At 60.4% G+C, this 15,140-nt stretch carries 10 protein-coding genes and 7 pseudogenes; 5 read left to right on the forward strand and 12 right to left on the reverse strand.

Features of this window, described 5'->3' with window-relative positions; genetic code table 11:
- Window positions 1–710 precede the first annotated feature (710 nt).
- The 8 genes and pseudogenes from NKH17_RS22540 to NKH17_RS22575 form a co-directional block, all read right to left on the reverse strand.
- Window positions 711–1,205: pseudogene (locus tag NKH17_RS22540) on the reverse strand (FAD-dependent oxidoreductase); the annotation flags it as partial.
- Window positions 1,206–1,208: 3 nt separating this feature from the next.
- Window positions 1,209–1,696, reverse strand: a pseudogene (locus tag NKH17_RS22545) (phosphomethylpyrimidine synthase ThiC); the annotation flags it as partial.
- On the reverse strand, window positions 1,681–1,767 hold the full coding sequence (locus NKH17_RS22550) for an N-6 DNA methylase (protein ID WP_352549373.1): 87 nt from the start codon (window positions 1,765–1,767) through the stop codon (window positions 1,681–1,683). The pseudogene NKH17_RS22545 and the gene NKH17_RS22550, both read right to left, overlap by 16 nt.
- 203 nt (window positions 1,768–1,970) lie before the next feature.
- Window positions 1,971–3,740, reverse strand: coding sequence for a prenyltransferase/squalene oxidase repeat-containing protein (locus tag NKH17_RS22555; RefSeq protein WP_352972290.1), 1,770 nt, complete (start codon window positions 3,738–3,740; stop codon window positions 1,971–1,973).
- A 15-nt stretch (window positions 3,741–3,755) separates the two neighbouring features.
- Complete coding sequence (locus tag NKH17_RS22560; RefSeq protein WP_352549307.1) at window positions 3,756–5,288, reverse strand: Fic family protein; 1,533 nt, start codon at window positions 5,286–5,288, stop codon at window positions 3,756–3,758.
- Window positions 5,289–5,689: 401 nt separating this feature from the next.
- Window positions 5,690–5,898, reverse strand: a pseudogene (locus NKH17_RS22565) (bifunctional hydroxymethylpyrimidine kinase/phosphomethylpyrimidine kinase); the annotation flags it as partial.
- Between the two features lie 14 nt (window positions 5,899–5,912).
- Window positions 5,913–7,073: a porin gene (locus NKH17_RS22570; RefSeq protein ID WP_352972293.1), complete on the reverse strand. Its 1,161-nt coding sequence runs from the start codon at window positions 7,071–7,073 to the stop codon at window positions 5,913–5,915.
- Window positions 7,074–7,236: 163 nt separating this feature from the next.
- Window positions 7,237–7,602: a hypothetical protein gene (locus NKH17_RS22575; RefSeq protein WP_352972296.1), complete on the reverse strand. Its 366-nt coding sequence runs from the start codon at window positions 7,600–7,602 to the stop codon at window positions 7,237–7,239.
- A gap of 517 nt (window positions 7,603–8,119) precedes the next feature.
- On the opposite strand from NKH17_RS22575, the gene hemN reads away from it, so the two are divergent.
- On the forward strand, window positions 8,120–9,460 hold the full coding sequence (gene hemN, locus NKH17_RS22580) for an oxygen-independent coproporphyrinogen III oxidase (RefSeq protein ID WP_352972299.1): 1,341 nt from the start codon (window positions 8,120–8,122) through the stop codon (window positions 9,458–9,460).
- Between the two features lie 227 nt (window positions 9,461–9,687).
- On the opposite strand, the pseudogene NKH17_RS22585 reads toward hemN, so the two are convergent.
- A pseudogene (locus NKH17_RS22585) lies at window positions 9,688–10,024 on the reverse strand (PIN domain-containing protein); the annotation flags it as partial.
- A gap of 727 nt (window positions 10,025–10,751) precedes the next feature.
- On the opposite strand from NKH17_RS22585, the gene NKH17_RS22590 reads away from it, so the two are divergent.
- A complete protein-coding gene (locus NKH17_RS22590) occupies window positions 10,752–11,438 on the forward strand; it encodes an isopentenyl transferase family protein (protein WP_352474847.1) in 687 nt (228 codons plus the stop codon).
- A 166-nt stretch (window positions 11,439–11,604) separates the two neighbouring features.
- On the opposite strand, the gene NKH17_RS22595 is transcribed toward NKH17_RS22590, so the two are convergent.
- Window positions 11,605–11,889, reverse strand: coding sequence for a hypothetical protein (locus NKH17_RS22595; protein ID WP_352452632.1), 285 nt, complete (start codon window positions 11,887–11,889; stop codon window positions 11,605–11,607).
- 209 nt (window positions 11,890–12,098) lie between these two features.
- On the opposite strand from NKH17_RS22595, the pseudogene NKH17_RS22600 reads away from it, so the two are divergent.
- A pseudogene (locus NKH17_RS22600) lies at window positions 12,099–12,308 on the forward strand (IS630 family transposase); the annotation flags it as partial.
- A 73-nt stretch (window positions 12,309–12,381) separates the two neighbouring features.
- On the opposite strand, the gene NKH17_RS22605 reads toward NKH17_RS22600, so the two are convergent.
- On the reverse strand, window positions 12,382–13,344 hold the full coding sequence (locus NKH17_RS22605) for an NUDIX hydrolase (protein ID WP_352469024.1): 963 nt from the start codon (window positions 13,342–13,344) through the stop codon (window positions 12,382–12,384).
- Window positions 13,345–13,491: 147 nt separating this feature from the next.
- On the opposite strand from NKH17_RS22605, the pseudogene NKH17_RS22610 reads away from it, so the two are divergent.
- A pseudogene (locus tag NKH17_RS22610) lies at window positions 13,492–13,708 on the forward strand (3-methyl-2-oxobutanoate hydroxymethyltransferase); the annotation flags it as partial.
- A gap of 259 nt (window positions 13,709–13,967) precedes the next feature.
- Entirely contained in the window at window positions 13,968–14,585 is a 618-nt protein-coding gene (locus NKH17_RS22615) for a cold-shock protein (RefSeq protein WP_352972302.1), read from the forward strand.
- On the opposite strand, the pseudogene NKH17_RS22620 reads toward NKH17_RS22615, so the two are convergent.
- Window positions 14,560–15,109: pseudogene (locus NKH17_RS22620) on the reverse strand (ABC transporter transmembrane domain-containing protein); the annotation flags it as partial. The gene NKH17_RS22615 and the pseudogene NKH17_RS22620 sit on opposite strands and share 26 nt — an antisense overlap.
- Window positions 15,110–15,140 lie beyond the last annotated feature (31 nt).

A 15,140-nucleotide genomic window follows, 5' to 3' on the forward strand; every position in this document is an offset into this window, starting at 1 on the left:
TTGCTTGCATCAAAGGATGGTGACATGGGGCGCTCCTTAGGTAGCTGCTCAACAGCGTCGAGGGTGCCACACGCTCGCCGCCGCCCATAGCATCTACAGCGCTGTTGAGGGCGCGCTCGCGAGCGGCTTCGTAACCGCCGAGCTACACCACCTTATGGGACACGACCGTAGTGACTTTCCTCGCCGAGCTCATCACATCCGGGCATTGTGGGCGCCGGTGCTTTTATCCCCGCGCCTCGGTTCGCCCGAGAACCTTGTTATCGGAGTCCCAAGCGCGACGGAAGGTGACTTTCATCTCGCAGAGCCAAATGCATGGCGGCCGCTGCACTGTCTGTTCGGAGACGGTTCGGAGACGGCACTGCCTGCGGCCCGTGTTGCGCTCGATAGGCTGAAAGCGGACTTGTCAGAACGAGGACAAATCGCGCTGGGTGAACCTCGGGATACCTTTTCGGGGATCAGTGAGGGAAGGCGAAGGTAGTAGCGTGAAGCAGTGACTTGGCTCGCGTCGCTTTCATCGCTCTGTGATATTGCTCTGGCGGAGAAAGTCGAAAAGGCTGGTGACGCGGTGGCGGCACCGACCGAGACCAGGTCAAGCGCGGATCGCTTGCGTTGAGCGCTGTGGCGAGCCAGCCGCCCTCATAGTCAAGCTCCTTCAAAAGAGCGTCGAGCGTCGTTGCCTTGGCTTCAAGCGCTTCACCGTTGACGATCAGCTCATTTTCAGGCTCCTTGTCGGCAGATGAATTGAAGAGAACGCTGGCAGCCTGCTCGGCCATGGCCGGTGAAAGCAGGAAACCATGCCGGTAAAGGCCGTTAATCGTGATCGTGCCGTCCTTCCAGCGCTTCACCCGCGGCAGATTGTGGGGATAGGCAGGGCGCACACCCACTCCCGTCTCGACGATTTCGGCCTCACCGAACGCCGGATGAGCGCAGTCGATCACCTGATCAAAGCCGGAAAGGCCGACCTCGCCCGTCTCGAAAAGGAAGACGACGCCCCAGTCGGCTGCAACGTTGCCGAAAGTGACGACCGCCTCCTCGGCGCTTTCGCGTTCGCACCAAGGGGCGAGCATGCCGTCGGCGAGCCAGGAGGCATTGCCGCCGATCTGGCTGCGAATTTCAGCAACCGTGACGGATGCACCCCGCGCGGCCAATTCATGGGCGACGGTGAGGCCTGCCATACCGGCGCCTTTGACAAGAATGCGGCGCATGGCTCAGCGCGCCCCCTGATCTTCCTGCACTGAGGCCTGTTTTTCTACCGCGGGCGTTTCCACCGGCATATAAAGATCGCCGCCTGCGCGGTATTTCGCCGCCATCGCCGCCATGCCTTCCTTCTGCGCCGTGGCCCGAATGTCGTGGGAGATGCGCATGGAGCAGAATTTCGGTCCGCACATCGAGCAGAAATGCGCCAGCTTGTGCGCCTCCTTGGGCAAGGTCTGATCGTGGAAGGACCGCGCTGTTTCGGGAACGAGCGACAGGTGAACTGGTCCTCCCAGCGGAACTCGAATCTGGCCCGCGACAGCGCTTCGTCGCGGATCTTTGCCGCCGGGTGACCCTTCGCCAGGTCGGCGGCATGGGCGGCTATCTTGTAGGTGATCACGCCGATTTTGACATCGTTGCGATCGGGAAGACCGAGATGCTCCTTCGGCGTGACGTAGCAGAGCATGGCGGTGCCGAACCAACCGATCATCGCCGCGCCGACATGCGGCTGACTTGGGCGGGGGTGTAGAACTGGCCTTTGCTCTTTCCGCTCTCAGTCGCGAAATGGCGCATCAGATATTCGTAGGCATCGCCGAGAATGTCGTCGCCATCGGCGCTCGTTGCTGCCGAACTGGTAACGTCCGGTCATCAGCACATCCGGGGCCATGTCGCCGGGGCATCGCTGCCCCCATGTTCTTCCGCAGCCTTGCGGAATAGCCGCCATAACATCCTTTGGAATATCGCTTCTTTTCATCATCCCCCTCAATCACGTACATTCACTGCAACAGGTTCAAGTCGAGCAGCGACCGGGCATACTTTTCGATAAAGCGCCGGGCATGCTTCATCCCGTCTCTGAGTTCCGCTTCGCTAATTTCGTGAGCGCGATGGATGATCCCGTCACGCCGCCCGACCAACGCACTCAGATTGTCGCGGTGGGACAGCCGTTGCGGCGCGTGCAGCACCTCGATCCGTTGCAACGCAGCCTGCAGAGCGCCGAGCGCTTCCCGGGGGCCGAGCGTCTCAGTGCCGTTTTCGCGGAAGGCTGACAGCGCCAAATCTTCCCGCCGCTCAAACAGCCCATAGAGGAACATTTCCACAGCATGCACGGTCGCTATGGCAGCAAGCCGCCGATTATTGGCGCCGCCTTCCAGCTGCAGCTCTTCTGCCTTGCGGAAGAAGTCGCGCGCCATCAGGAGAAAGCCATCGACCTGCGGCAGCATCTCGTTTTGGCGCGCGAGATATTCAAGCACCAAGGCCGCGACAAAATCCTCTGCCCACGGCTCTGCCTGCCAGCCTCCCAGCACGGTCTGACCGGAGACCAGCCAGGCATCTCCAGCCGCCAGCACGTGGGGCACGTCATCGACAAAATCAGACCGGCGAATAGCCTCCATCGCGAGTGTCGTGGCGATGACCTCGGGATCGTCGTCGCCCGCGTCGCGCGGAAGCGCGCCTGTGTCAGGAATAACTTGTGTGATCAGCCATGACACGGCTTTCCGAATTGCGTCGTGGTAGCGGTCATCGCCAAGCCGCTGAAGGGCGACTGTCGCAAGGGCCGTGGCGCGCAGGCCGGGCCGGGGAACCCCTTCTCTAGTTTCATTCCAGTAGCCCCCACCCTCCTGGCGGCGCACGAGGCGATCAGTCAGGACCGCAATTTCCCGGCGCAGATCGCCGATAAGTTTCGGGCTTCGCGAACAGCGCCAGAGTGCGTAGCCGATATCTTCAACCGGGGCGGCGGCTTCTCCCTCGCCAGTGCCGAGCGCGATCATATGCGTTGCGCATTCGGCCAGCGCGCCGTCAAGGCGCCCCGCTTCCGTGGCGCTGCCGTAAAGGTCCAGGAACCACGCCAGCGAATAAGACCAGTCGGCAGGCAAGTCCTGCCCATTGTGATCCCTTGCGACGACGGCCACGACGGCGTTGCGGCCTTCGGGCGTGCGGGGCTCTATCCCAAGGATCGGGTATAATTCGGGCGTCGGCTGCTGAAGGATACGCGCCGGCACGAGCGACAGTGCTTTCTCCAGCGAGGGAGGAAAATCCTCCAGTTCTTCGGCCAGTTCGGCAGCTTCTCTCCTTCGTCCCTCGCGGCGCGCTTCTACATATTCTGCCGCAACCACGGCAACGGTGCGCTGCGCCCGTTCAGCAGTGCCGGTGGCAATCAGCTCGGCCGGAATGTCACCATCCTTGATAGCCCAGTGCGTACGGTGCTGTTCGAACTGTTGAACGCCCAGCCGGTCCGCAATTCTCAACACCGCTGACCGGTCGAGAAAGGCATGTTCCGGATCGGGCTCGAAGGTGAAGGCCAGTTCGTGTCCGCGCCGAACGATATTGCGTATGCGGCCGTGCCGGACCACGCGCGCGTGCGGGCCTCCCGCCCCGACTTCGTACATCAACAGCGCCGGGATTTCCTCCAGCCGGCGCAATGTTTCAGGGCGCGCGAGGTCGATAGCCTCGGCCTCGGCGCCGCTATATTCCTTGAACCGGTCAATGGTTGACGTGAACGGCGGCGTTTCCCACCACTCGCCGTGGCCCGAGACAAGCAAGTTAAACATGGCACACCAACGACCTCACGCCGCCTTCTCCATAGACCACTTCACCCGTTCGGCGAGAAAGGCGGCGAATGATTTCACATTCATATTGCCGCTCGCCTCCTCCAGCCCTGCGAGGTAGGCCTTCCGGTCATCGACTCTGACGACTGTCCAGGGGTAACCGCCTGAAGCCAGCATCGCGTTCATGAGAAACCGCGCCATTCGTCCGTTGCCGTCCGGATAGGGGTGCACATAGCCCACAAGCCAATGCCCCAGCACGGCACGCACGGAGGCCTCCTTCTCCGCCTCCAGCAGGTCGAACAGCTCATTCATACCATCGGCCACCGCTTCGGTACGCGGCGGCACGTGCTGCGAGCCGCGCAGGTACACAGGGTGATTGCGATATCCCGCAAGCGCGCTGGCTTTGAGGATGCCGGCGGTCACTGACGGCGCGAACAGCTCCCGGTACCACTCCCGGTGAGTGTCCCGCGTCAGCGCGCCGGCTGGCTTGCCGTTGATGATCGCGGCAACAGAGTCTTTGACCTTCTGGAATGCGAGGTAGTAGCCACGCGCGGCAAGCGCATCTCGGTTCTTGCGGTCCTCTTCATCAATCTGCGGATTCCAGCTCCCCTCGCGCACCCGGTCGATGAGTTCCGGGGTGACGCTGTACCCTTCTATCGACAGCGAATGGTAGGCGTCGCTTTCGTAGATATCCTCGACGAACTTCATGTAGGCGTCTTTGTCGGACGGCAGTCCGGGTGCCTTCGGGAATATCTCGATGATGGCTTCGCGCTGCGATTGCCAGATCGCGCGCAGGCGGGCGACCAACGGCGGTACGCCCGCCGCAATGGTTGTCACTCCAATTTGTCCCGCGAACGGATCGGATTCGCGCACGTCATAGCCGGCGGCTTTGAAGGCGGCCACGATTTCATCGGCAAAGGAGTCGCGTCCTACGCGACGGAAGGCCCCCGCAAGCCGTCCCGCCACGGCGGAATGGCCGCCATTAAGCAGCAGGGCCAGAACGGTTGATACGTCGCGCACCGACGCCATGGCGATCTGCATCTCGATAGGGGCGCGCTGGAAGAACGCTTCCGGCACCCGGGTAAGGGCGGCCTCGACAGTGAACACGCGCTGGCCGTTTTTCTCTGTCAGTTCGGCCGGCATCTCCTTGACCTTGAGGTCATAGAGCGAAGTGCCGAACAGCAGGTCGATTTTGTTATTCGTGCCTTTGGGGGTGTTCACCACCACCTGAGGCGGAATAGTGGGCGCTTCCGCGTGCAGAAGCAGCGACTGCTCCGGTGACAGGAACCAGTCCTTGCCGAACCGGTCATTGCAGTAAAGGGAGCAGAACTCCCAAAAGCTCGCGTACCAAGGGGTGGTGTCTTGCTGCCGTGCCTGCGGGCCGGTCGACATGAGCCAGCCTTTGATAACATCGCGCAGGAACCCGTTCTGCAGCAGCCGCTCCCGGTGGACGCGGGTCAGCTCATTTGATTTGAATATGCGCCGCCCACCCTCCTGCAGCTCTTTGAGGACGGCCAGTGATACAGCTAGTTTTTCATGGGGCTTGGCCATGGCCGTGCCTTTGCAAGTTTTTAGAGCTGGGCGATTACAAGTATATAGTGCTGATAGGCGACAAGTCAATGATGCTGTGAAGTTGCAAGTTTTTTAAGTCGTGCGATAACAAGTTTTTTATGCGACAATCGGCAAGTGCGATCGTTTCCATAGCCGCGCGAAGGATACTACCCGGATGGGCCGAGACCCAGCTCCCCCGCAGGCTACGCAGGGGCTCGGGGCGAGCCTAGAGCCTGGCCCTCCGAAGCGCTTCGAAGGAGGACGCGCCTCTTTGAAAAACTCGCCCGTTGTGCATCGTGGGTACCCGTAAACGCGAATTCTCAAAGGAAAGACGCTCCTTACCTCTCCCTCCCGCCACGATCATCACGGCCGCGCCCGCGCTCACTACGCCGCGACGCCCGCGAGATCGCTGCACGCATCTGATCGGCCACCAGACCGGGTGCAGATGAAGGATGTCCGTGACGCTGTCGTGTGTTTGCACCGTCAGCGCAGTGACGGCAAGGCAGCTGCGCACGCCCATGGAGGAGAGCGTCTCGATATCGCGCGCGATTCCGGCACCCCCACTGGAGTCCGATCCGCCGACGACAAGTACATGCGATGCCTGCCTCAGCGCCCTTTCATCCGTTAGAATGAGCGTTCGAAACGCAGGATTCCGCCGACACTGCTCTTCTTGTTGGCGTTGGTCCAATTCATGTTGGAAGCGCCGTCCACCTTGCCGACGGCGAAGTTACCGTATCGGCCATAGTCGAGTTCCGCCGTAACTGTGAAATCTGGAAGAAACGCATAGGCGACGTTTGCAGCGACACCATGGTTCTTGAGCTGATTACCGGAGAGCTGAAGCTTGAACGAAGTTGTCTCGTTGAGCTTGTAAGTGGCGCCAGCCCAGAAAGCCCAGTTCCCGCCCCAACTCTTATAGAAGCCGCGACCATGAGCGTCGATGGCGTTCGTGGAGTCGTCGTTGAGCTTGCCGTTGGAACCGTAGCCGAGCATTCCGAACAGCAACAGTTCGTTGGTGACATTGATGTCGACACGGACCTTGGCGGCCACCGATTCGTAGTTGCTATCATAAGCGGCAACGCCGGTGATCGCGCCCCAGCCATGTGTGTATTTCAAGCCGCCGACTACGTGCGGTGCGTAGCTGTCGATTGTGCCGACCACGCCCGAGCCTTCTTCGAGCGAAACCACGGCCGAAAAGCCGTTCCCGGGGTCGAAGTAGTACTGAACCACATTGGTATCGAAAGCGCCGTATGGAACCGGCGTCTGGTTGAGTACGTCACCCGCGCCGCCAATAAACATGTCGAAGGCCGACCAGTCCTTACCAACTCGGAGGCCACCAAGCTGAATCCAGGCGAAAGTCAAGGTGCTGTCTCCGTTGAAGGCATAGGACCGAGAACTGTCCGAAACCGAAGTGTGGCGGTTGCCGAAGTTCATGCGGGTTTCGGTGTAGGTCTTCAACGTACCGAGTTCGGTCTCCTGGCCGGTCCAAGTTTTCAATGTGAAGCGCGTGTTGTTTTGCCATGTGCCCTGATGCTCACCAGTTCTCACATCCGACGTTCTTGCGTGATCAACCAGTCCGACATGGCCCAAGCCGACGTCGTAACGGACATAGCCGCCGATGCGCACGCAGGTCTCAGTGCCTGAAATGTAGACGTAGCCCGAGCCGTAGACGTCGCAGACTTTAACGTACTCAGTCGGGTCAGGCTCGGCAACGGCGGTCACGGCGCGAGCGTCGGAAACGGCAATCAGTGCCGCAGTTGAGCCGAGGAGGAGGCTCCTAATGTTCATTGTTGATCTCCGTTCAAAGAGTAAAAGGAATGGACGTTAGTGATGAACTCTTGCTAAGGAAACAATCGATAACGATGCGCATTGATTTGAATTTTAGCAGTTTTGATGCGCTCGTCACGCCAGATATTCATCAGAAATTGAGAATATGATTTGGCTGTTATTGTTACAAATATGCCATTGTTATTACAAATATAATAATCGCCGAAACGACGCCATCCAACATTTCTGTACAAATCATCCCCGTCATCTCCGCTAGTTGTGGGCGGGCCGTCACAAAGGCTTCTACTGCAAATGACATGCCATCCTGACGACGCAGCTGCGGCTTGAAGCTCAAGGTTGCCGGCGGACCTTGGTTCGCTCTTCCTTCCTTTTTGCCTTGCGGATCAACCCAAGCACGAATGGCAAACGTTTCGGCTACGGTTCGTCTGTTCGCTTCGCGACAGTTTCGTTCAATGGCGACAGCTTTGTTTGCTGTGAGCCCCGACGTTGAGACATCATGCGGCGGCACCGCTCGGTACGACGCCGTCATTTTGGCGAGCGCGATGATCGGTAATCACGCGCTGACGCGCAGCCTTGCCTCCGCCACGGAGTCAGTAGGCGCGCCGGCCTTGGCATTGCGGCCGACCTGACGGTCGCGTCGAGCAGCCTCTCGTCCTGATAGACGGCGCGCCACAGCTAATGCTTCTTGCCAGCAATTCACACAACGAGCTCATCGAGATGCCAGAGATCACTATGGGGCTGCGCTAGCTGGCGAGCAAAGTCTGGTCCCAACGCGGTGTTATCTCGTTGGATGCGGCAGCCGCGCTCAGCAGAATCTACTCGACCAGGCGCAGGCTGAAGGGAAGGGATGGTGGAACCCAACGGTGCGCGTGAGGGTCGCGGCGGGAACAGCCATGGCCAGTCGCTGACCGTCCAGCCAAGACTGAACGGCCGCTATTGCTGAGAAATACAAGTTTCGAGCCCAAAGCGGAACGGACTGACATAGCGCAAAGACACAGGCGAGCGCAGCGGTAAGGTTGGCGGTTATCAGCATGGGACGGTAACTGTTGCAGACCACAAAATATCGCGAGGCCGGCCTGCCTTGGTACACTATCTATCCGACTGTGTCAGAGTTCTCTGGGGCGGTCGGCGCCGAGGCTTACGAGGAATGGCTCAGGAACCTGCCGGCTGACGATCCGGTGTCGCTCTATTTCCACGTTCCGTTCTGCCGATCAGCTTGCTGGTATTGTGGCTTCCCCACCACCATCACCCGCCATGATGCGCCGATCGTCAACTATCTGGCGGCCCTGCGTGACGAGATCCGTTTGGTCTCGGAGCGAGCGCCGCAGACGCTGCCCGTGAGCGACATGCATTTCGGCGGCGGAACGCCGTCTCTCATAGGACCAGCCGAGTTCCTGGCTCTGATGGAGTTCCTGCGACGCCGCTTCGCTCTCACGAAAACAGCTACGGTTGCCGTCGAGATTGATCCGCGCACGTTCACGGCCGAGATGGCCGAGGCCTTAGGAGCAGCCGGCGTGAACCGTGTGAGTCTCGGCGTGCAGAGCTTCGATCCCATTGTTCAAAAAGCAATCAACCGGGTTCAGAGTGAGGCGCAGACGTCGGCTGCCGTGGAAATGCTGCGCCGGCATGGAGTAAGCCGCATCAACTTCGACCTCATCTTCGGTCTCCCGCATCAAACGGTGCAGTCCTGCGTCGAGACCGCGAGGGCGGCGGTCGCAATGCGCCCCGACCGGCTTGCGGTGTTCGGCTATGCGCACATCCCGTCGCTTATAAAGAATCAGCGCCTCATCGAGGAGGCAGTTCTTCCGGGCAGCGCTGCCCGCGCCGAACAGTATGCGGCCGTGGCCGCGACGCTGATTGCCGCCGGCTACCGCGAGATCGGGCTCGACCATTTCGCCTTGCCGGACGACGAGCTCGCGCTGGCACAGAAAACGGGTCGCCTGCGGCGTAACTCGCTGGGCTACTCGGCCACCACCTGCAGAACCCTGATCGGTTTCGGCGTGTCGGCTATCGGCCGCGTCGGCGAGGGGTACGTCCAAAACGAAGTTACACGGGATTCCTACATCCAGCACATCGCAGCTGGCCGTCTGGCGACGTCAAAGGGCTATCGCCTCACCGACGACGACCGCGTGCGAGCCGCAATTATCGAGCGACTAATGTGCGATCTCGAGGCCGATGTGCAGGCAATCTGTGCCGCCCACGGATCTGATCCGATCCGTCTTCTCGATTCAGCTGAACGCTTGGCGATGCTGGCCGAGGACGGGATAGTGGACTTCGAAAACGGTTTTGTCCGCGTACGGCGGGAGCATCGCTTTGTAATTCGCGCTGTCGCTGCCGCGTTCGATGCTTTTCTCGATCGGGATGGCCGTAAGCATAGCCACAGGTGAGGGCAAGCATCCAACCGGAAGCTAAACTCGACGCCCTTGGCCGAGGCCTGTCATGAAGCGCGCGTCAAGGATGCGAAAAGCAGAGCTGATCCGCCTATTTCATCTCATCTTCAATGACATCGACCTCGTGGCTGCCACCGAGGCGTTTCCATATTGATCGTGGTAGGTGCGGGGCATCTGGGTGTTTCGCCGTCAGCGCATGAATATCCCCGCCATGTGATGGGTCAGGAAATCGCGGTGGCTGCGATCAGCCCGTCGATGACAGACCGCGGCCACGCCGCTTCGCGAGGCCCGTCAGGTCGCCCCAGGCCAGGGCAACCAGTTCGTCCACGGGCAGGACTCTCGGCTCGAAGCGCTGCGGCAGGTCCCGGGCGAGCCATCCGGCCAGTGCGTCACGTTTCCGACCTTTGTCCATGAGGGCAGCGCCGCGCCGGATCTCGGCGATCGACACAACGCTGATAAATGAGCGGTCTTCATCGAGCCCGTCATCCATTCCAGCACGCGCGCGTCAGGGCTCGGCCTCGTCACCTCGGAGAGGCCATTAGTGTCGAGCAAGAGCCTCACAATGGCAGACCATGCGGTTCATCGCGTAGCCGCTCGATGTCCAGTTCGGCGTTGCGCAGCGGCGATGCGCAGCGAGTGCCCAGAAAACAGCAGCCAGCTCCCCTTCCGGAAGATCGGAGCGGACGCCACGCAAAAAGCGCCAAATCCTTGGCGCCGGCGGTCTGTGTGTTTGCGCGCTGGCGGCTTTGGTGTACTCCTGTGCCGTTTCGACGAGGCTTCCAGCCGGACCGGCAGGGAGGAGGCTTTGGCGGCGCGGCCGGCACACGGCCCACCTCGAGGACGAGATCGACGATGTCGGGCAGATCCTCGGTCGCCTCACAAATCGGTGAGGTCGTCGGGACACCGTCTTCCACTTTTGTTGATCAGCCGCCTTCCTGGCCATGTTCCGAGACAATAAGGCGCCCGTGCGCCGCCGCCTCGATTAACCCAAGACGCGCAAGGATCTTTTGCCGGAGACAACGAGGTCACCATCCTGCGGTGCTGCGTTGCGTCACAGTCGGCATGAGATGTGCAAAGTGGACCGTCGTCAAACGTCAAACAGAGGCGTTGGTGACCGGACTGAACGACCAGAACGGGCTGCTTGCGCCCTTTCGGACTTCACAAAGTTCGAAAATGGCGTCGTTTCAGGGCATAATCGCCGCTTGTCAAAATGTTTGCGACAAGTCCGGTGAAAGCCTACCGAGTATCTTGTGCTTGGGGGGCGGTTAGTTCCGAGAGCGGCATACACATGCTAATCTATTTGATTTACGGGCCGACCTGCAGCGGCAAAACAGACGCGGCAATCCAAATTGCACGAGAGACCGGATGGCCGGTCATTGCGCTGGATCGTGTACAATGCTGTCCTCAAATCGCCACCGGCAGCGGGCGTCCCTCGGATTCCGAACTGCAATCTACCCAGCGGATCTACTTGGACTCGCGCCCGCTAACCGCGGGCATCATCGACGCCGAGACCGCCCATCGTAAGCTGATAATGCAAGTGGATGAGCGTAGTTCCCAGCCGGGGCTCATCCTCGAAGGCGGTTCGATCTCCCTTCTCAATTTAATGGCGCGAAGTCAGCATTGGGATGGCGCTTTTCGGTGGCATGTAAGGCGGTTGCGGCTCGGCAACTCGGACGCCTTTCTGGAGAGAGCCAAGCGTCGGGTCACAGACATGTTTGTCACAAGAGAAGGACAACCTTCATTGTTGCAGGAACTTGCGGATCAGTGGAAGGAAGATGCAGTCCGTCCCACTTTGGAAGACGTTGACGGATATCGTTGCGCCATTCATTTTGCGAGAGAGCACAGCTTGGCAATCAGCGAAATGCCGTGCCTTCGCAAAGAGCTCCAACAAGATCTTGTAGAGGCGATTGCGAGAGAATATCTCGAATATGCGCGTTGGCAAGAACGCGACTTTCCAGAATGGCAAACTGAGTGAGCAAGCCTCCCCGGACCTCGCCTGCGATGCGGGCACGGTAGCTCCTGAGAATTGCGCTAAGTGGTTTGCTGAAGCAAGCTAGTGCCAGGCGACATTAGGTCCGTGTGGCAGCGGAAGGATTGCTTTCGCCACGGTGACTGCGGAGGAGGCGACATGGCTGCACTGCTCATTTCAGGCATGGGACGGAATGTACCGATGACAAAGTGCTGCGCGCTTCGTAGCGACCGCTACCGTGGCTGACTCGCGAACTACTATCCGCCAGCCCGGTCTGTGGCGTCGTCTCGGCTTTCATCGCCACCGCCTTCGCCCAGGAAACGCCCGAGGCCGCAAGCGTCGCCGTGGCAGTGCGGCACCCGGCAAGATGGGTGGTCATCGGCCCTATCTGATCGACGGGGAGCACCGTGCTTTCGTCCTGGGCGAGGTTGAGCGAGATGCCAACATGACGCTTCATCAATTGACGGCGGCACTGGCTGAACGTGGTCTCCTGCGAGCGTCGGTCGCTTCCTGCACCGCGAGGGCAAGAGCTTCAAAAAAACCGTTCTGCCGGCCGAGCAGCTCAAGCCAAAGCTGATGCGCGGGCGTGCGCAATGGATGCGCTATCAGACCCGCATTGACCCTACGCGCCTGGTCTCCCTGGATGAAACATGGGTCAAGACCAACATGGCGCCGTTGCGCGGCTGGGGTGTGCGCGGCAAGCGGCTGATGGCCCACGCACCATATGGCCATTGGAAGACGATGACCTTCATCACCGCGCTGCGGCATGATCGGGTGGAGGCGCCTTGGGTCATTGACGGACCCATCAATACGCAGGCCTTTCGCGTCTATGTCGAAACCGAACTCAACAAAACACTGAAGCCGGGCGACATCGTCATTCTCGACAATCCCGGTTCTCACAAGGGCCAAGCCGTCCGCGACACCGTCAGGGCTGCTGGCGCAAGGCGGGTCAAGCCCGCGAGAGCGGCAATTTTGTTCCGGCTATCACCCTCTCGTCGAGAACGGCGTGACGGAAGCGATAAAGTTGCGCCGGCCGGCCGCCGGTTTCCGCGGTTGTCTCACCGGTCTCCTCGACCAGCTCCTGCTGCTCGATCAGCCGGCGAAAGTTCGGCTTACGCACGAGCCTGCCGGCAAGCGCCTCCACGGTGCGCTGCAGCTGCAAAAGCGTGAAGACCGGCGGCATCAGTTCGAATACGACCGGCCGGTATTTGATCTTGGAGCGCAGCCGCGCAATGCCGGTCGCCAGGATGCGACGATGATCGGCGATCATCGATCTGCCCGACACCGAGGTGGGCGCAGCGGAATGTCCGGCGCGTATTGCTTCCTCCACCAGGGCGGCTTCGTAGAGCAGCTCATAACGTTGAAGCGCGAGTTCCTCGTTCCAATGGCGGTCGTCAAAGCCGAAGGCGATCGCCGCCCGCCGTCGTCGGTCGAGGCGTGTCGTACCGTCGTCAGTGCCATCCGCCCATTCCATCAGGCGCGGCCGCAATTCGTCCAACACGACCGCCGGTGTGCCGGAGCGGTGATCCTCCCACGGGAAATAGTCGTACCAGCTTCCCCAGTGTCGCCCGGCCGGGTCGCCAGCTTCGTCTTGGTGGGTGAGCGCCAGATAGCTGATAGAGACCACGCGGTCGTCAGCGCCAACCCTGTCGCGATCGGCGAAGGTGTAGAGCTGTTCGATATAGCCGAGCGGCTGGCCGGTCTGTTGTTCCACCCATCCCCTGAGGCCCGACTGCAGCGAACGGTGAGCAAGCTCGAACGGGCCGGAGGGCAGGGCGTTTGCCTGCGGGATGGTCAGAACGCAGGGGGCGCTGCTGTCCATGGCGACCACAACGGCGATCAAGTCCGCATTGACGTCGTTGGCCTTGCCTCCAGCTCCGCCTTTCCTAATCCCTTTTGCGCGATCGTCCATGGTCCCCGACGTCGTTGAGCAGAGCCCTGCCGCGTAGGCGGCTGAACCGATTGAATTCCGTTTTTGTCTGATAATTGTCGGCGCGTCAACACCACCCGTCGTGGCGATTTTAGCTCTTCGCAGCTGCACAAAAAGTGCCAACGCGACATCCGTGCTTGGGGAAGGAGGCCCATTGAGTGCGCCGATTCAAAGCTCGTCGATCGACATTGCGACGTTGTTCTCGTCGGCGACAGCGCGGCATGGTTCTCCACGGCTTGGCGTCGACGCTGGGTGTGACGCTGGAGATGATGATCATGCACGGTCAGGCCTGCCCCGTGGCCTGGAGCCGGCGCAAATGGTCGTCGACCCGCCGTTCGGTTCCTTTTGAAGAAACCCGGAGCAGGCTTTCCGCTGCCTGATAAAGCCCTTCCAGTGCGCCCGCGCCAGCATCATCGCACTCTCGCTCCAACACAACCTATGCGAGTCAGTAAATCGACTCGCCGGCACTATTGTTTCAGGGGAAATGAATCTAGTTTCAAAGGGTTCGGCCGATAGGCCGGGCACAGCTGCGGTCTTCACGGCCTTTTTGACATACACGCGTCGCCCGATTGAGATTATCTTGACGGTAGCGCAGTGCGCCATCCATGCCATTCGAGATGATCATGGGCAAATATCGAGACCATCGCGAGCCACGCCGGCATCGCTATGACGATGACCCCGTTTCCTTTTCGGAACGGACTTCCGAGCCAAGCTATTTTCAGCGCCCGCCGACCGTGACGGCAGATCCTGTCGATGCGGAGGTATTGTGGTTCACAGTCAGCAAGGGTTTTGGCTTCGTCAAACTGTCGGACGGCACGGAGGCCTATCTGCACGTGCGAGTGTTAGAGGCGGCCGGAAGCCGGGATGTTGCCGCGGGAACGCCTCTCAAGATCACGGTCGAAAAAAGTCCAAAAGGTCATCAAGTCGCGCAGGTGCTGGAGATCGGCGATCACCGCGCGAAAACTCCGTCACATACGCGCGTCGCTGGAGGGACCTTCGTTGAAACCGGTGCGCAGCTGGAGAGCGGGGGCACGGTCAAGTGGTACAAACCCGAAAAGGGCTTCGGCTTCATTGCTCCTGACAACGGTGAGAAGGACGTCTTCGTTCATGCCAGCGCCCTGACGCGCTCAGGGCTCAGCGTGCTGGTGGCGGGACAGAAGGTGTTTGTCGAATGCGGGGAAGGCAAGCAAGGCTGGGAAGTCCGGAGCATTCGCCTTGCCTAGACGGCGATGCATTGCTCGCCTCGAAGGAGATGCCGGAGAGCGTCGGGCGGCCGCCCGAGCCCGCGTAGCAGAAACCGACATTGTCGAAGCGCAGCACGCCGTCGGTGACGACGAGATCCCTGGCGCCCGCCGCGTCCTCGATGTCAAGTTCGGCGTCGAGCAACTCGAACAGCCGCGTGCCGCAGGTCGAGGCGCGCGCGAACGAGTTGACCATCAATCCGAGCTGGCGCACCGGCATCTGTAGAATGGTCATGAAGGTGAGCAACAGGGCCAGCGTGCCGACGCTGATTTGACCTGCGATCACTTTCTGGCCACCGAACCAGAGCACCAGGCCCATGGCGGTCAGGAACGAGAAATTCATGGCGCTGGTGTTGCCGACACGGATGTCAACGCGCTCATTGGCGAGATCAAGGCGCGTCCTGCTTGGCGCGGTCGAACTTTTCCAGCTCGTGCGGCTGCGCGGCGAAGGCACGCACGACACGGATGCCGCCGAGATTCTCATCCATCACCCGGATCTTTAACGATCGCTGATGCCCAGATATGGGAAGGTCAGGC

Source organism: Mesorhizobium sp. M1334 (genome assembly GCF_040317995.1).
Taxonomy (GTDB): Bacteria; Pseudomonadota; Alphaproteobacteria; order Rhizobiales; family Rhizobiaceae; genus Mesorhizobium.